This is a genomic window from Streptomyces sp. NBC_00996 (assembly GCF_045162675.1).
Lineage (GTDB): Bacteria > Actinomycetota > Actinomycetes > Streptomycetales > Streptomycetaceae > Streptomyces.
The window spans coordinates 4,663,217-4,679,579 of sequence record NZ_CP108723.1; the positions used below are offsets into that span (position 1 = coordinate 4,663,217).

The 16,363-nt window shown below is 65.9% G+C and carries 19 protein-coding genes and 1 pseudogene; 15 read left to right on the plus strand and 5 right to left on the minus strand.

Translation table 11 applies throughout. From position 1 onward, the window contains the following. Positions 1-32: 32 nt before the first annotated feature. Positions 33-1,213 (plus strand): IS3 family transposase gene (locus tag OG390_RS21855; RefSeq protein ID WP_406164501.1). Its coding sequence is split into 2 segments (ribosomal slippage): positions 33-297 and positions 297-1,213, totalling 1,182 coding nucleotides; the frame shifts between segments, so codons are not numbered across the junction. Between the two features lie 169 nt (positions 1,214-1,382). Further along, the gene (locus tag OG390_RS21860) at positions 1,383-3,107 is read left to right on the plus strand and encodes a hypothetical protein (protein ID WP_406170301.1); all 1,725 of its coding nucleotides are present in this window, start codon (positions 1,383-1,385) and stop codon (positions 3,105-3,107) included. A 58-nt stretch (positions 3,108-3,165) separates the two neighbouring features. On the opposite strand, the gene OG390_RS21865 is transcribed toward OG390_RS21860, so the two are convergent. After that, positions 3,166-3,315 (minus strand): hypothetical protein, encoded by a 150-nt coding sequence (locus OG390_RS21865; protein ID WP_406170303.1) that lies wholly within the window; start codon positions 3,313-3,315, stop codon positions 3,166-3,168. A 1,183-nt stretch (positions 3,316-4,498) separates the two neighbouring features. Here OG390_RS21865 and OG390_RS21870 point away from each other — a divergent pair. Then, a pseudogene (locus tag OG390_RS21870) lies at positions 4,499-4,678 on the plus strand (hypothetical protein); the annotation flags it as partial. Positions 4,679-4,710: 32 nt separating this feature from the next. Here OG390_RS21870 and OG390_RS21875 read toward each other — a convergent pair. Together OG390_RS21875 and OG390_RS21880 are read right to left on the minus strand one after the other, a co-directional pair. Then, positions 4,711-6,246 (minus strand): ISKra4 family transposase, encoded by a 1,536-nt coding sequence (locus tag OG390_RS21875; protein ID WP_406170305.1) that lies wholly within the window; start codon positions 6,244-6,246, stop codon positions 4,711-4,713. Positions 6,247-6,313: 67 nt separating this feature from the next. Then, complete coding sequence (locus OG390_RS21880; RefSeq protein ID WP_406170044.1) at positions 6,314-6,847, minus strand: hypothetical protein; 534 nt, start codon at positions 6,845-6,847, stop codon at positions 6,314-6,316. A 198-nt stretch (positions 6,848-7,045) separates the two neighbouring features. On the opposite strand from OG390_RS21880, the gene OG390_RS21885 reads away from it, so the two are divergent. Continuing rightward, positions 7,046-7,468, plus strand: coding sequence for a hypothetical protein (locus OG390_RS21885; RefSeq protein WP_406170307.1), 423 nt, complete (start codon positions 7,046-7,048; stop codon positions 7,466-7,468). 694 nt (positions 7,469-8,162) lie between these two features. On the opposite strand, the gene OG390_RS21890 is transcribed toward OG390_RS21885, so the two are convergent. Together OG390_RS21890 and OG390_RS21895 are read right to left on the minus strand one after the other, a co-directional pair. After that, positions 8,163-9,323, minus strand: coding sequence for a caspase family protein (locus tag OG390_RS21890; RefSeq protein ID WP_406170309.1), 1,161 nt, complete (start codon positions 9,321-9,323; stop codon positions 8,163-8,165). Further along, positions 9,320-9,661, minus strand: a complete 342-nt coding sequence (locus OG390_RS21895; protein WP_406170311.1) for a hypothetical protein — start codon at positions 9,659-9,661, stop codon at positions 9,320-9,322. The genes OG390_RS21890 and OG390_RS21895 overlap by 4 nt, the downstream gene beginning before the upstream one ends. A 40-nt stretch (positions 9,662-9,701) precedes the next feature. Between OG390_RS21895 and OG390_RS21900 the strand changes: the two genes are divergently transcribed. The 11 genes from OG390_RS21900 to OG390_RS21950 all read left to right on the plus strand — a co-directional run bounded on the left by OG390_RS21900 (position 9,702) and on the right by OG390_RS21950 (position 16,337). Further along, complete coding sequence (locus OG390_RS21900) at positions 9,702-9,932, plus strand: hypothetical protein (RefSeq protein WP_406177794.1); 231 nt, start codon at positions 9,702-9,704, stop codon at positions 9,930-9,932. Then, positions 9,910-10,422 (plus strand): DUF6879 family protein, encoded by a 513-nt coding sequence (locus OG390_RS21905; RefSeq protein WP_406170313.1) that lies wholly within the window; start codon positions 9,910-9,912, stop codon positions 10,420-10,422. Before OG390_RS21900 ends, OG390_RS21905 begins: the two co-directional genes overlap by 23 nt. Positions 10,423-10,446: 24 nt before the next feature. Further along, on the plus strand, positions 10,447-11,292 hold the full coding sequence (locus OG390_RS21910) for a helix-turn-helix domain-containing protein (RefSeq protein ID WP_406170315.1): 846 nt from the start codon (positions 10,447-10,449) through the stop codon (positions 11,290-11,292). A 95-nt stretch (positions 11,293-11,387) separates the two neighbouring features. Next, positions 11,388-11,774, plus strand: coding sequence for a hypothetical protein (locus tag OG390_RS21915; protein ID WP_406170317.1), 387 nt, complete (start codon positions 11,388-11,390; stop codon positions 11,772-11,774). Further along, positions 11,771-12,313 carry an NUDIX domain-containing protein gene (locus OG390_RS21920; protein WP_406170319.1) on the plus strand — a complete coding sequence of 181 codons (543 nt, stop codon included), beginning with the start codon at positions 11,771-11,773 and terminating at the stop codon, positions 12,311-12,313. Before OG390_RS21915 ends, OG390_RS21920 begins: the two co-directional genes overlap by 4 nt. 82 nt (positions 12,314-12,395) lie before the next feature. Then, positions 12,396-12,641, plus strand: coding sequence for a hypothetical protein (locus OG390_RS21925; protein ID WP_406170321.1), 246 nt, complete (start codon positions 12,396-12,398; stop codon positions 12,639-12,641). Positions 12,642-12,697: 56 nt separating this feature from the next. After that, positions 12,698-13,498: a diaminopimelate epimerase gene (gene dapF, locus OG390_RS21930; RefSeq protein WP_406170323.1), complete on the plus strand. Its 801-nt coding sequence runs from the start codon at positions 12,698-12,700 to the stop codon at positions 13,496-13,498. Continuing rightward, positions 13,495-14,586, plus strand: a complete 1,092-nt coding sequence (locus tag OG390_RS21935) for an ATP-grasp domain-containing protein (protein WP_406170325.1) — start codon at positions 13,495-13,497, stop codon at positions 14,584-14,586. The genes dapF and OG390_RS21935 overlap by 4 nt, the downstream gene beginning before the upstream one ends. A 36-nt stretch (positions 14,587-14,622) precedes the next feature. Further along, positions 14,623-15,147, plus strand: coding sequence for a C39 family peptidase (locus OG390_RS21940; RefSeq protein ID WP_406170327.1), 525 nt, complete (start codon positions 14,623-14,625; stop codon positions 15,145-15,147). Further along, positions 15,147-15,509 (plus strand): glutamate ligase domain-containing protein, encoded by a 363-nt coding sequence (locus OG390_RS21945; RefSeq protein ID WP_406170329.1) that lies wholly within the window; start codon positions 15,147-15,149, stop codon positions 15,507-15,509. Before OG390_RS21940 ends, OG390_RS21945 begins: the two co-directional genes overlap by 1 nt. 459 nt (positions 15,510-15,968) lie before the next feature. Beyond that, entirely contained in the window at positions 15,969-16,337 is a 369-nt protein-coding gene (locus tag OG390_RS21950) for an STAS domain-containing protein (RefSeq protein WP_406170331.1), read from the plus strand. The last annotated feature ends 26 nt before the right edge of the window (positions 16,338-16,363 follow it).

The window sequence follows — 16,363 nt, forward strand, 5'->3', positions numbered from 1 at the left end:
TAGGGTTGTCCTGAACAGGAAATGAGGAAGCAGTGGCGCCACCCAGCAAGTACTCACCGGAGTTCCGCGAGGAAGCCGTCCAGATCGCGTTGAGGTCGAGCAAGACGATCTCCGAAGTCGCCCGGGAGCTTGAGCTGAACCCGGAGACGCTACGCGGCTGGGTCAAGAAGCACCAGAAGCAGCAGGAACCGGCCCCCGACTCGGAACTGACAGTGAACGAGCGGGCGCGCCTGAAGGAACTCGAACGACGCAACCGCGAGCTGGAGATGGAAGTTACCTTCCTGAAAAAAGCCGCAGCGTACTTCGCGAAGGATCCCCGGTAGCAAGCAAGTACGAGTTCATCGACGAGATGCGGCTCGACACCGAGGAGTACGCATACAGCGTCGAGTTCATGTGCGGCCGACTCGGCGTATCCAGATCCGGCTACTACGACTGGCGAGCCCGCCCGGAAACCGCGACCGGCCAACGGCGCGACGAACTGAAGCTGCTCATCGAGAAAGCCTTCGATATGTCCGACAGCACCTACGGACATCGGCGCATCCAGGCCCAGCTGCACCGCTGGGGCGTCACCGCCGGCCTGGAACTGGTCCGCCGGCTCATGCGCGAGCTGGGCCTTGAGCCCTGCCAGCCGCGGCCGAAGAGGTTCAGCCTCACCCGGGCCGCGGCCGGTCAGGTGCCGGACCTCGTCGGCCGCAACTTCACCGCTGACGCGCCCGGCGAAAAGCTCGTCGGCGACATTACCTACATCGCGACTGGGGAAGGCTGGCTGTACCTCGCAACGGTCATCGACTGCTGCACGAAGGAAGTCATCGGTTACGCGATGGACGACCACTACCAAACCCCACTGATATCCAGGGCGATCCGCAACGCGGCACGGAACAGGAACCTCTCGGCCGGCGCAATATTTCACTCCGACCGCGGAAGTAACTACATGTCAGCCGAGTTCGGGAAGACGCTCGACCGGTTCGGGCTCCGCAGATCTTCCGGCCGCACCGGGATCTGTTTCGACAACGCCATGGCCGAATCATTCTTCGGCGCACTGAAGAACGAGCGTGTATCAAGGGTGACTTACCTGACCCGCGAGGCCGCCCGGCAGGACATCACTCGCTACATCGAATTCTGGTACAATCGCAAGCGCCTCCACTCGTCGGTGGGTTACCGCCCTCCACGCGAAGTCCACGCCGAGTACGAGAAGTTGCGAATCGCCGCGTGAAATAGACGGTCAGATACCTGTCCGGAAAACGCGAGGCCCCTCACAGGTCCAGCGCCGCACCGGCCTGACAGACACGATCGGTGGCCTCCTCCTCCAGCAGGCATTCCTGGACGAGCCATACAAAATCCGGGTCTCCGAGAGGAAGCAGGACCAAAATCGGCTTCACGAGATGTTCAGCGCCGCGATCGGCCTGCACCGTGGAGACCGCGCCCACAAAAATAAGCCCAACCTCGTTTGCCGCACCCTGCCCGAATGCGTTCGAATCCTCGCTCATGCCTGCGTCCTGCTCGACCTCCTCGACCGAGACATCGCCGTCGCCCCCGCCATCACCGGATACGCACAACGCGACGACGACACCCTGACCCTGCGCGTGGTACGAGCCACCCCCACTACCCGCGTTCTCATCGATGAGCGCCCCTGTCGCATCCTGCGCCGCACGGTAGGCACGATCACCGTCTCCACAGCCGGCATCCCGACCGATGAACACAACATCGTCCTGATCGACGGTTCGCTTCAGAGCCCGAGCAAGCCGATCTGGCTGGTCCGAGGAGCAGGGCAAGGGAACTGGTATCGCGTCGTAGAGGTCGATATCCCCCTCTACTCCGACCAAAATTGCACCGTTCCTCTGGACACGACGGGCATCCGCCTGGTGACAAGGGAAGCCGGTGTCCAAGGCCAGCGCATCGTAGCGACCAGGACCGTATACACGCCCGGCGACTACGTCACCTGGAGCTGGGACAGCACGACCACACTGCCCACAGCCTGGGCCCGAGAGCGCGCCAACGAACCGCCCTTCATGGTCTTCAACGCATCGACCCTCTTCGCCGGCGACCCAAAGGCCGCAGCCCACCCCGCCCGCACGATGCGCGTCTCCCTGGAGCCACACCTCATCAAAGCCCGTGTCGGTGAGGCTCCCCCTATCCGCGCGCTGGTGTGGAAGACGGACGGAACAGCCACCTGGACGGAACCCATCGAGAACCCCCGTCTCCAGACTGACGACAAGAAGACCGTCTCCTTCGAGAAGCAGTCCCTACGCGTCCTCGCAGCTGGACGGTGCACGCTGCGTCTGGAGCACGATGGGCAGTACGCCGAAGCAGTCGTGGAAGCCGTCGCGCATCCCCGCGGCACAGTCGCGGACTGGGTCACCGCCCTTCCACCGGTCAGCGGCCTCGCGTTCACCAGCCACACGGGGGTGCTCATCGCGACCAGGGAAGCCACCATCTGGCGCGTCGACCCGAAGACTGGCGGCTTCCAACCGGCAGCAGGTGCCCAGCTCCAGCCACCGAACTACGGCGGCGTCGACATCCTGGCTCCGGCGCCCGACGGGGATGTGGCTCTTCAACTCCATGGCGAACCAGATCTGCTCGTCCTCACGGCCAGCTCCAACCTGAGCTCCAGCTACGCGGTCACCAAACCTGAACCCGAGAACACCATCACGGCGTTCGCCTGGCAGGGAGCAGACCTGATCATTGCCATGCACACCCGGACCCTGTGGCGCTGCACCTCCGATGACCAGCGCATTCTGCTCGGCCAGACCCCAACCGCGATCAAGCAACTTACTTCAGAGCCGAACACTGGCAAGTTGCTCGCCCTCACAGGCCATGGAACGGAACAACAGATCTGCCGCCTGGATCCCGACCATCCCGAGACGCCCGAGGACCTGCTCACCGAGCCTCTGACGAACAACACACTCGGCGCCCTAGCGGCGGGGCCCAGCGGGGAGATTTACGTGACGGACTTCTACGGAGGCCAGTTGCTCCGCCTCAGCGACGGCTTGCTCGTCACAGTAGCCGCAAACCTGCAGAATCCTGGTGCTGTCTGCTTTGACGCCAAAGGCACCGTATACGTGGCGGACTTCGCCAACCACGCTTCGATCAGGCGGATCCTTCCGTAGGCATCCAGGGTGGGATGCCTGGCCTGCGTCGGACTGGGCTCGCTACGCTCGCCCAGAGTCATTCGCGGCCCATGAGTTGGGCGAGTAGTGCCACCACCGCAGTAGCTGCCACCAAGGCCGCCCCGACTTGGGGCGCATGCAAGGTCAGGGCGATGACGAGGACTCCGACCAGCAGGAGGACTACGAGGCGCACGCTGATCTGTTCCATGAGGATCTGCCTTCCGTGGGGCACCGAGTGGGTTGTCCATCCAGCGTGGGCGTTTCCCGGACGGCCCTGACGACTCAAGACGATCGCTGACAGCATCGGCCAAGAACAACCGCTCAATGACAGGCGTGACAGATCCTGACGCCCGTGAGTGCAGGCACCAATGCCTGATCCACAGGACCTGACGCAGAAGTACCAGGAGGGGGCAGAGATAGTGGTCGCTCAGCCGTGGAAGAAGCCCGACCTGGCTGACCAGCCTGACCTGAAGAAGCTGAACGACGAGCTCCACGATCTGAGGCTGGACGCGGGACTCCCGTCAGCACGGGCTATTCGCGAGCGCGTCGGAAAGGATGCGCAGGACTACTGGATCGTGAATCACCAAGCAGTGTTAGACACGTTCCAGAAGCCAGACCTACCGCCGTGGGGCCGCCTTGAGGTCATCGTCCGCGCCCTGGCCGAATTCGCTCGACACGGCGACGTAGACGGCGAAATTGATCGTTTCAAGGGCCTGTGGAAGCAGGTCGTCAGGGAAACCGTCGCCCAAGCATCAGTAAACCCTCCGGCAGATACCACAGCATCCGCCGGAGATAATGACGTAAACGACGCGACTGCCCCTTCCGAGGACTTGCCGAAGCAGGGCACCGAGGCCCCAAGCGGGCGGGCAGAAGAAGAGCCACCAGCCGGCACGGAGACACCGGCCAACGCCAGCCAAGACACAGCGCAGTTCAACTACGCGCATGAGTCCTTGAAGGGACTGATCCTCAACGCGGCACAGGCCCTGTGGCACGACAAGGACGCGTTGAGAGTGTTCCTAGGTGTAGTGCGCCGTAGTGAAGGCTTCGTCAGGATGGCTGATGCCGCAGAGGAGCAGCGGCCAGCCAACGCGACGTTCTACGGCGTGAAGAGCAGAGAGTTCGAGGTGGACCACTCTCCGGCGCGGCTGGAGTTGGTCACGCTGCATCGCCGCCTCGACGAACACAGGCTGAAGCGCAAGTGGTCCTTCACTGACATGGAGGAGAAAACGGGGATCTCGGCGGATGCGTGGATCCGCTGGTACACCCACGATGAGCTGCCCAAGCGGGAGGCACTTGTCGCCTTCTCCCACATGGCGAGCCTGATGCACGAAGATCACGTCCTGTTGCTCGGCCTGTGGGACGCAGCCCATGATGCCTTGGAGGTACAGAAGCGCTCTGCCTCTTTACCGTCCAGCATCAGCTTCGATGAAGCGTGGACCCTGCGCGACTCGGCGGCACCAAGGTTGTGGGCACTTGCGGGTGTCGGGGGCGACAACCTGGCCGCATATGGCCCTGACCTGGCCTCCGGTACGGCTCCCGCATTCGTTGTGGCCGGGCCCGCAAAGTCAGGTGGGTGCAGCTCTTTTGAAGTGAAGGTCGTGGATCAGGCGGTCAGTGTGTAACCGTCCTGGTCGGGGCTGGGATAGAGCCGGTTGTGTTCACGCTTGGTGTGGAAGGTCCAGTAGGCGTCGAGGTCGTGGTTGGCGGTGAGAGCGCGCAGACGGAGGACGGCTTCGGCTCCTTCGAGGCCCCAGCGGGCGCCGGTGATGTCGAGGCGGTCGCCGATGAGGTGCCGGCAGGCTCCTTCGACGGCGCCGGTGGCGATGGGCCAGCCGGCTTCGAGTGCGGTGTCGTAGTGGAGCTGGTCGAGGTGGCCGGTGAGGTAGCGGTGGCAGCCGGTGACGGCTTCCCGGCGTGAGCCGGGCAGGCGTTCACGGTCGGCCTGGGTCAGCATCTCGTCGGCTGCGCGGGGGGCTTGGCCTGCGAGGATCGTGGTGAGGTGGTCGGCGGCCCATGCTTCTGCCTCGCGGCTGCCGGGGGTGTGGAAGGCGTGCGCGGCGGCCCAGACATACTCCGCGACGTGGACGAAGTCGAGCAGGACGTGGACGGTGATGTTGCGGCGCTCGGCTTCGGCGCGGATGAGGCCGAGCTGGTGGTGGGCTCCGTCGACGAGGACGATCCAGGGGCGGTGGTGGTGCGGGTCGCGGTCGTGGGCCTGACGGAAGGCGTCGGCGATGACCTGTTCGGGCGGGCGGATCACCGACGCGGTGCACCATTTGTTCACGGCCTTCGGGCCGGGCCGGGGTGTTCGGCCCTCGGTGCGGCCGCCGGGCGGGTGGATCACGTCGTGGGGACGGCGGGAGGCGGGGCGGGTGTCGAAGACACAGGCGACGGCAGCCATGCGTTTCCGGTTGGGTTTCTCGCCGGGTGCGAGGCGTCCGCGCCGGCCCTGAGCTGCGGCCTTGGCGGCCTTGAGGCGGGTCGCTTCGCGCAGGGCCTCGGGCCGCATGACGATGCCCTTGCCGTCGGCCTGGATCACCAGCGGCATGTCGCGGGTGCAGGGGACGGGGACCCTGGCCTGGTAGAACGCGTCGATGTCACCGGCCGCGGCGATCAGGAGCCGGGCGAGCTGCCGTTTGCCCAGCACATGGCCGCAGCGGCGGTGGATCGCCTCGAGGGCCTGGTCGTAGGAGCCGCGGACGGCCTCGGTGACCGCCAGGCGCCGCAGGCCCAGCGAGTGACGCCCGGCCGGCAGCGACAGACACACGTCTGCGGGGTGCACGTTGCAGACTCCCGGCCCCCGGTGGGCGACGCGGCGCACCCTCACGTGTCCGAACAGACAGGCCAGCCACCGTTCATGACCCGTCTCGCGCCACGGACGTTCCTTTCCTTCCGGCCCCACCAGGCGTGCAACAGTCGCATCCCGGGCTTGTTGTTCCTCGCGTATCGCCCGCAGGTCGAGGTGGTCCTGCAGGAGTTGCCGGATCAGGGCGCGCCCGGTGTCATCGAGGTGTTCTTCCAGCTCGGCGTGGGTCCACTCGCCGGCCGAAGTGCCCGACAGGGTGGCCGTCAGCGATTCGAAGGCACTGACCGAGCGGGTAAACGGGTCAGGCGTGCCGCGGGTGTCGTACTGTTCCATCCGGGCTCTTCTTTCGTGCGATTCGTTTCGGTTGGCACCTTCGAATCTAGAAGGAAGAGCCCTTCTTTCAGGGTGAGTTGGGCGAACCGGTCGTTCGGGTGCGGGACGGGGTGAACAAGCCGGGCGAGTCCTCATCCAGCCAGCCGCGTTCGACCAGACGCTTCAGCTTCGCGCGCGTACCCTCGATCTTCGTGGTCTCGGCCGCAAGGCCGATCCTCGGCACGATCTGCTTGGCCCGCACCGGTCCCGGAGCGTCCCCCACGACCTCCAGGATGTCCTGGTAGACCCGTGGCAGCACCCCCGGCTCCAAGCCCGGCTGCCATTTCGGCACCGCAAGGACTCCCACGACCCGCCGCTCCGCCCCCGCGAACGGCGACACCTCCTCCGCCCGCGGCGGCTCACGCGCCGGCTCTGCCGGATCACTGCCGGCCATCCTCGCCAGGAGCTCGCCGGCCGTCTCCCGCGTGATCACCAGCCGGGACAGCCGTTCGCGCTCGGCCTCCAGCCGCACCATCAACTCCGCGACCTGAGTCTCGAGTTCCTCCACCCGCCCCCGGACCACGGCCTCCTCGGCCTCGATCGCATCGAGCAACGACCCCACCGGCACCGCCCCCTTCCCGTCAGGAAGAGACCTGCCCATCCACGCACCAATCAACGTCTCCCCAGGTCAGCCCCTCCCTCGAAACGAGCCGCACCCAAGTCAGGTCGCTCCACGGCACTGGTGAACATCGCACGCTCCTTGCTCGCATCTGGCACCCAGCTCGCCTTAGCCACGCCCAGGCCGTCGCCTCTACGGGAGTTGGCTGATCAGGACGGCGTGGTTGCTTGCTTCGATCGAGACAACATCGGGCACGACGAACTCGAGGAGGCCCTGGCAGTGGCGTCCGCTGAGGAGCCGGTAGTTGTCGTGATGGACGACGCAGAGGTCTTGGGCGAGTGCGATGCCCGGCGTGTGCTGCGAAACCTGTTGGAACACGGCTTCGCGGAGGGTACGGCGCTGGTCCTGGCAGGCGATGAAGACAAGCTCGGGCCGAGCTACACCTGGCTGGGCAAAGCGAAGAGAGCCCACCGCGGCCTCCTGCTGTCTCCTCAGGAGCGGCACGCCGGTGATTGGATCGGCATCAAGACGGGCGACTCCATTATCGGCAGCCCTCTCACTCCTGGCCGTGGCTGGCTCCACCTTGGGGACGGCAAACTTATGGCAGTGACCGTGCCGCGGTAAGGGCTGCCACCTGATCCTCTCCTCGCAGCCCACGTCGGCTCGTCCTTCGGCGTCGTAGGCGGTACCGATGAGATGGATGACGAGGAGGCAGGGCGAGGCGGAGAATCCTGACGTCCATGAGTGTAAGCACCCAGGCGCGGATCCTTCGTCCTTGAGGTGCTGTCCGGTTCTTCGTGGCCGGCGTAGAGGCCGCCGGGACCAGGGCTGAGTTCGGCGATGGGTGTGCCACGTGCGATGCCGAGGCCGGTTGAGCAGGCGCCGTCGTCGAAGAACCCCTGCGAGTTCAGGCACGAGTCCCGTCCTGCCGCCATGGGTCCCGTAGGTGCCCGAGTACCTCTGTGGAGACCACATCCGGTGAATGGAATCCAGCCGTATGGTTTCAACTCACCTTCAAACACCCCTGCGCACTGTCAGACTGCTCGGCAGGACGAGCAGCTCGTCCATGCTGACCTCGGGGGAGGATTCGCGGTGGCGCAGTACCGCAAGGGGCATTACCGGGCAGCCACGTACGTCAGGCCGACAGTGGTCTCGCGGCGGGCGAGGAAGCCGTCCACGTGGGCCATCGTGGCTGCAGTGATCGTGGCCATCGCCCTCTGGAACACGGTCTTCGGAAGCGATTCGGACAAGCCTGGCACAACACCCCAACAGATAAGTCCAACTTCCCAGGTTTCCCAGACCCCGTAGGCACCGAGGCTTAACCCGGCTTTGATCTCCCGATACGGCTGGTTAGCCTCCGCCAGACGCCTCCCGTCCCTACAACAGGCTTCGTAATCTGGCCTTTCGGCGGCTGCACAGCGCCACTGAGGCTCGATTGCTCTGCCCGAAGTCTCGTCCAGGCTGCGTGCCATTGCTCCACCTGTTCGTCCGGCACACCGCAAGCGGACAAGAAGGTTGGCACAGCCGTCCATGTCCTGGGCAGGGTCTCGCGAGTGAGTAGATTGCTGACGCTGCCTTCCGAAATCCGCCCACCCGACCGTTGGCTAACCGCCTTCTGGGTCAAGCCTGACGTCTGACGAACATTCTGAAGCCTGGCGATGAACCCATGGACAGTGTGGATGCCCTCCGGCGCAGGCCAAGCACGGCTGGCCAAGTCCGGGCTGGCCGAGGTGCCTACTGGAGGTCCAGGCAGGAAGGCTCGATTCCGTCCGAGTGCCAGTCGAGCGCTGGTGTTCCTGTTGCGAGCTTGCGGCATGGGGCGTTGCTTGGCTCCGAGCGAGAGGCGCAGGTGCCGGTACACGGCATCGAGCTCCAGCAGCTCCGGCCCACCAGGCATGCCCGCGCGAAGGACTTCCAGGAGCTCGCCGGTGAAGGCCGTGTAGGTCTCGCCAGGCGGTGCCAGGGCGTAACTCGTCTCCGACGCTGCAGCCAAGAGGTAACTTCCCTCCACAGATGCTTGATCCACCAGTTCCGGTGTGCCGGCCATCGCCCCGAGAGCCAGGCCGCCAAAGCAACAGTCCAACACGATCACCTGCCGCTCTGCCGGACCGTCCAAAACCGCTTGGCGCAAATAGTCGTAGGGAAGCCCCGACTCCACTCGCTGCTGATGGGACTTGGGCAACGCAAGTTGCAAGGCGTTCTGCAGGTTGATCAACCCGTGTCCTGCGTAGTACACGAGCAGCGTGTCGCGGGCCTGCTTGGCAGCAGATCTGAGCTCTGCCATCACTTCATCGTTGGATGCCGGGTTCGACACGACCACACAGTTCTCCGGCGGCAGGCCCCAGGAAGTGGGGAGGCACAGGACCTCAGCAAGCGCGGTGAGGTTGTTAGCGACAGCCGGAAGCTGCTCCAGGTGATCAAATCGACTGGAGCCGATCAGGACGGCCCGTGATGCTCCTGGGTCGGGCAGCACAGTCACTCGCCCTGCCCCTCCCCGTCCTGCCTCTCGCTCAGGATGCGGATCACACGCTCCACTTCCTCGTCGCTGCAGTTCGTGAGCGAGACGGTGGTGTCGTCGCGGCTGATCGTGATCTGGGGACTCTGCGGCCGCGTCCGCTTCCACGCCACCACGGCCATCACGAACGAGGCCGCACTCCACCCGTTCTCGGTCACCAGCTTGATCACCTCGATAGCGGATCCCATTTGTCCTGGCTGGAGTGATGCCTCCTGCAGCTCCAGGGTGGCCGATCGGCGCACACCCGCGTCACTCCGCAGCCAGGTGTGGAGTGAGCGCAGGTCACTCGCACCGTGTTCCATACGCAGATCAACGCGCACAACGCCCCCTGTCCCCGTACCAATTATTCGCGCTCGGCACCTGCGATCCCAGGAGAGCCCCAGCGGCGGCTCCCCCACCGTCTACCTCGACGACGAGAAGGACACCTACCTCGTGCAGGGGTGGAGGGTGGAGGACGACGAGCGGCTCGGGCAGATGGACATCCCCGGACACGAGACCGTGGTGGAGATCCCCCGGCGCATGGTGCAGTTCTTCCAGGAGGTGAAGAGGCGTGACGAGGACCCCGACGTTTGAGGAGTTGTTCCGCGACTGCCAGAGGACCGCTGTCCACCTGGAGATGCGTGACGCCTACATGAAGTCGGACCCGGCCTTCATCGACTGGCAGGCCGGTGTGGTCCTAGATCCGGCCGAGCGCTGGGCCGACTGGCACGCCATCGTGACGGAGGCGTCCTCGCGAGGTGTCGAGGTTCGACGGGCCCGCGTCGTATCGACACCGGTCAGCGAGTACATCCGCTTCGAGTACGACGTGACGGACGGACTGAACATCGCTGCCGGCGAAAGCGTGCGGTGGCTCTCGCGGCGCAATGCGACTGACATCGCGCTTCCTGGCAATGACTTCTGGCTGTTCGACTCCCACCTCGTCCTCGTCAACCACTTCGACGGCGAAGGCGAGAACATGGAGGTCGAACTCACAGAAGACCCGGAGGTGGCGAAGCTCTGCGAGTCGGCCTTCGAGACCGTGTGGAAGCGGGCAACGCCGCACGCACAATTCGAGTTGGCCTGACAGTCCGAACAGCACCGCACTGACATGACATCGCCATCCTCGAGCGTCCAGGAAGCCCGCAAGGCGCTCGGACAACGTCTCGCCGAAATCCGGAAAACAGCCGGACTCACCAAGCGAGCACTGGCCCAGAGCCTGGATTGGCATGAGTCGAAGGCTTCGCGCTTCGAGAGCGGCACACGAGCCCCCTCGGAGCGCGACCTTCGCGATTGGTGTTCCGCATGCGGCGCGGACGATGAGGCAGAGGATCTCATCTCCACGGCCCGCGGAATTGAGGGCATGTATGTCGAGTGGCGCAAGATGGAGCGCCACGGGCTCAAGTGGGCGCAGGAGTCCGTGGTTCCCCTCTGGGAGCGCACCGAGCGGTTCCGCATTTACTCGCCCTGGCTCATCCCCGGCCCCGTACAGACGGCGTCGTACATCACCGCACTCCTGACCTCCATTCGTGACCGCCGAGGACTCGTTGACGATGTGCCGGCGGCCGTCCGAGTGCGCGTGGAGAAGCAACAGGTCGTCTACGGGAAGCACACGTTCGCCATCATCCTCGAAGAGAGCGTCCTGCGATATCGCATCGGCGGAACGGACGTGATGGCGGGCCAACTCGGCTACCTCCTCAGCGTCATGGCCCTCCCCTCGGTAAGCATCGGCATCATCCCCCAGAGCGCCGACCGTTCGGGCCTCTGGCCCGTCGAAGGATTCTTCCTGTACGACGACGACTTGGTGAACGTCGAATTGATCTCGGCTCATCTCACCGTCGTCCAGAAGCACGAACTTGCCATGTATGCCAAAACGTTCGGCGAGCTGGCCGAGCTTGCCGTCTACGGCCCCGCCGCGCGTGAAATAATCACCGCCGCCATCGAATCTCTAGGGTGAACGCCTGGCAAGTTCGGGCACACTCGTGGAGCCCTACCCCTCCTCCTTCCTAGCTTTATTGCCACGGCTGAAAGCGTGCTCCGGAGGGGCCAGTGATGACTGTGGCAAGCACGGGCAAGGCGACGGAATTGGCCGAGGACTCTGAGGCCGAGGACTCTTCCCTCGACATGCCAGTGATCTCCTCGCGAACGGAAACCGTCCTCAATCTGCGGATGGACACTACGACCCGCGCGGCGATGGACGGCCACTTGCCAGGGCTTACCAAGGGATTGAATCGCCTGCTCGGCGAGGACTTGGGCGCCGAAGACGACAGCGAGGTGCGGGAGCTGGTCCGCAGGGGGACCAGGCTGATCGACCTCACGAACCGGCCGACCGCCGAAACTCCTGTGTTCGGGACGTTCCTGTACCTCCGCGATGTGGCACTGGTGACGCGGCGGCTGCTGTGGATCTACTCGGAGCGGAACGGGCTGGATGCGCCGTGACCGTCAGAGAAGACCAGATCATTCGCGAACTCTCCCACTACATCCACGAACATCCCGCCGAGCAAATGGCGTTGATGCCCGTGTACGACGCGGCCCTCGACCACTCGCGACGCCGAGCCTGCACCCACGACCAGCGCTGCCCTCTAGTGATGACAGGAGCCGTCGTCATCGATGAGCGCAACCACGTCCTTTGCCTGCGGCACGAGGGAGACTACGCGCTCGCGGAGGCTGAGCCGGAGGCCGAGGACCAATCACTCAGCGAGGCAGCGCTTCGACTGCTGGCCGAGGAGGTCGGCATCCGGGACATCTGGACTCAGCCCGGCGCCGAAGGCCCCTTCCTGGTCGACGTGACCAGGCCAGGGCAGCACAGGTACAGGAGCCGCCTCCGGGTCGGCATCCGCTATCTCTTCCGGGCCCACTCGGGCGCGGTCTTCCCCTCAATGATCGAAACGGGCGCAGCGGCCTGGGTGCCTCTCACCGAGATAGGCATCCCGTCAGTCCGCAGCCGCGTTGAATGCCACCTGATCGGAACCCGATGAGCCCCCGAAACCAACAACTCGCCCTCGCTGTAAGCCTCGTCGCCATCGGCGGCTCCTTGCTGCTCGGCATCTGGAGGGGCTGATGTACGAGCGCAGGACCAAGGAGGAGCCCTCGATACCCCCTCCACCTGTCGGGACAGTTGGGGCCACGAGGCCGCCGACCGACGTCCGCATTGGCGACTTCATACTGCTCGACGGCACGTATCAGCGGGTCCAGGACATGAGGTCCGCCGGCGGCGCCTCGGCCCGCATCCTGCACTTCGCCGGACGTGCCCCATTGATCATGCGGGAGGCCCGGACCACCTACCGGCCCCTCGAATTCCGCTGATCGCAGCCCGCTCGGGCGTCGCATCTTTCTCACCTCACCATGCGAGGAGCTTTGCCATGCGCTTCCGCAAGATCCACGGCGCAGGAAACGACTTCGTCCTCCTCTCCGACCTCGGACCGGACGACGGCAAGGACTGGCCCAAGGAAGCTGAACGCCTGTGTGCCAGGCGTACCGGAGTGGGCGCGGATGGGCTGGTCATCAGCCACCTCGTCAGCGACAGCCCCGCCGTCCTCGAAATCACGTGCTTCAACGCGGACGGTTCCATCGCAACGATGTGCGGCAATGCCCTGCGGTGCTCCGCCTGGGCCGCCCACCACGATCGCGGCTTTCAGCGGATGAGGCTCCACATGGCCGGGGTGGTGCACGAGGCGGTCGTGGCCGACGACTCCGTGTGGGTCACGGCCGAGGTGGGCGCGATTCTGCCCCGGCGCTTACAGACCGTCATCAACGGCAGGCCGACCTGGTTCGACAGCGCCCACACCGGTACGGAACACGTCGTCGCCATCGTGGACGACGTGGACGCCATCGACGCGGTCATGGTCGGGCGCCTCGTCCGTCACCATCCCGACCTTGCCCCGCTGGGGACGAACGTCAACTTCGTCCAGTCCGCCGGCAGCCAGGCGTTGAAGATCCGCACCTACGAACGCGGCGTCGAAGCGGAAACCCTGTCGTGCGGAAGCGGGGCAGTCGCAGCCGTCATCGTCGCCACCATGCGTGGACTCGTAGCTCGACGTGCCGTCACCGTCCACAACCGCGCCGGTGAGCCGCTCACGGTCCGGCCTCATGACGACCGACCGAACCGAACTCAGTGGGTCGGCGGGCCGGTCACCAACACCTTCGAAGGGGTACTCGTATGACGCTCTTCCTCAGCCTCAGCTCGGACCTCGCGGTGCAGAAGGCCGCCGAGGAACTTCGACAGTGGGGGCAGAGCCGCCAGGGCCTCGGCGTCGCCCTCATCTACGGGCCGGTGTCCGCCGAGGACAGGCTCTACCACGCGAAGTGCCCCGTCGAGCAGCGGTCCGTCACCGCCCTGGCCGAGGCCCTGGAGGAGATCGGCGCCCGCTGGAAGGTGCTGGACCCGTGCGAACCGGACTTCATCATGGATCTGGTCGGGTACGACGTGGCGCTCTCCAACCTGCACGGCCCGTACGGCGAGGACGGCCGGTTGCAGGGGCTGCTCGACTACCTGCGCGTGCCCTACTGCGGCAGCGGAGTCGGGGCATCCGCGGTGGCCGCGGACAAGATCCTCTGCAAGCGTGTGATGCTGACCCTCGGCGTCCCCACCCCCGGCTGGGAGGTCTGGACCGGCGGACCAGCCAACTGGAACGGGCGCCCGGTGATGGTCAAGCCGCCTTTCGGCGGGTCCAGCGTGGGCATGAGCCTCGTACGCGATCCGGCGGACTTCCCTGGCGCCCTTGCGGATGCTGCCGGCGGCGAGGGCGCGGCTGTGCTCGTCGAGGAGTACGTGAGCGGCACGCCGCTGACCGTGGGGCTGCTGGAACTGCCGGGCGGCTCGGTCGTCGTCTTCCCGCCGCTTGCCACCGAGGCCGCCGAGGCCGAGTTCTACGACGCCGACACGAAGCTCGACGTGGACTCCAGGGGCACCGTAACCGTGCGCGCAGCCGAGCTGGCGCCGGATGTGCTGGACAAGATCACCAGGGACGCCCGGACACTGTGGGACGGAATCGGGCTGCGCGGTTCAGCCCGCATCGACTTCATCCTCACCGAAGGCGACGAGCCGTACGTGCTGGAGGTCAACAGCACGCCGGGCATGTCCCGTGACAGCAACTTCGCGGTGGGGGCGGCGATGGCCGGGCTCACGCACACGGACGTCGTCTTGGCGATGCTGCACGAGGCCCTGGCCCGCCCGCCGTACGATGTCCCCCTGCCCACTCCCGTGTTCACCGACACCACACTGACACGGGAAGCTGTCGTCTCCCCGTAGGAGCCTGCCGCTGTGCCGCGCGTCCACGATGTCCCCATGTGCCGACAGCTCATCGACCCCGCCGAGTGGGATCGGCACGGCGGATGGGCCCTTGGGGACCGGATCGAATGGTCCAACCGGGCGTGCGGCCTGGCGTCACTGCGGATGATCCTTCTCGCCTACGGGCGCGAGGCCCCCACAGTGACGGAACTCCTGAAACTCGCGGTCAAGCATGAGGTTCTGACCCCGCGTGGGGCACTTCACGCGGGGATCGCGAGCCTGGCGACCGACCTGGGAGTGCCAGCTGTCGCAGAGCCCGTGCCCGTGGAAGAACTGTTCGGCCGCCTCGATGACGCCCCGCTCATCGTGTCCGTGACCGAGCAGTTCCCCGACGACGGCCGATCAGGTGGCCACCTCGTCATCCTTCGCGGCTACGAAGACGGTCCCGACCCGGCGATCCTCTTCCGAGACCCGTCGGCGTGGGGCCAGACGCACGATCGAGTCACCCTCAGCCGCCTGTCCCATTCCTACACCGGCCGCGCAATCACCTTCGCGCCCCTGACCCCACACGGAGAATCTTGATGACCGAGGCCGACGGCGAAACGACCGAAGCCGCAGGCGGCCGGCGGATCGCCGTACTCGGAGAGATGCTGGAGCTGGGCGACCAAGCCGTCGAAGCCCACCGCGAGATCGGGCGCTACGCAGCCGAGAGCGGCGTTGACCTGGTCGTGGCAGTTGGCGGGGACCTCGCCAAGCAGCTCGCCCTTGCGGCGGGCGCCGCTGGGGTTCCGGAGATTGCCCTGGTGGGTGACAACGCCACCGCTGCCGCCTACCTCGACTCCATCTTCCGCCCCGATGACGTTGTACTCGTCAAAGCGTCCCGCGGCGGTCAGCTCTGGCAGATCGCCCAAGCCCTCACCGGACAGGCCGTCACCGGCCTGTGAGCCGCTACCGACCCGCCAGGTGCCGCTCCGGCGAACGCCGAGATAAGATCATCGGCCCCGCCGGCCGCTGCCGCGCCCGGATCACCGGCCCCGACAGCGGGACCGATCCCGAGCTGATGGAACACGGTCAGGGGCCTGATCCGCATCGCGGGTCGGGTCCCTGAGTGGTTCCGGGGGCCATTTTGGGAGCCATCTGGGAGCCGAGTTCGGAATCCGGCTCCCGGGCAACGGCCTCCGCCCGCACCACTCGCCCTCGATCCCGTCACGAATCGACCTGGGACGACACTTTCGACCACCCTCGTGGATACCTGGAGAATGGGCGATCGGTCGATCCCTCCGCGGCGGTACTCTCGTCATACGGCCGCCCGTGACCCCGGCCCTCTCCGTGAAGTCCCCTTCCGCGCAACAGAGGCCCTGCGCGAGGCGAAAGCCACCCCGGTGACAGAGGAGATGGGGCGCATGGGCCCGCATCCCGACCTGTTCGATGAGTTGCGTGTGGTCACGGCGGGCGGCGAGTTGGACCTGACGACCGTGCCGGCCTTCGCGCGTGATCTGGAAGACGCCCGCCACGGCAGCACGCGGCTGTTCCTCATCGTCGACCTGCGCGGTGTCACGTTCATGGACGGCAGCGTCCTGGCCCCGCTGTGCGCGGCGTGGGAGGAGTGTCATGAGCGGCTCGGATGGGTGCGCATCGTGCACAACCGGCCGGGCGCAGGTCTCGTGTTGCGGGCCGTCGATCTGCAGGAGCGTTTCCCGCGGTACGCGAGCGCCCAGGACGCCTGGAACGGCATACCCGCCGACGACGCGGTGGTGGGCGGAGCCACGTAATGGACGCCGCAAGCCGGACGGCGTCT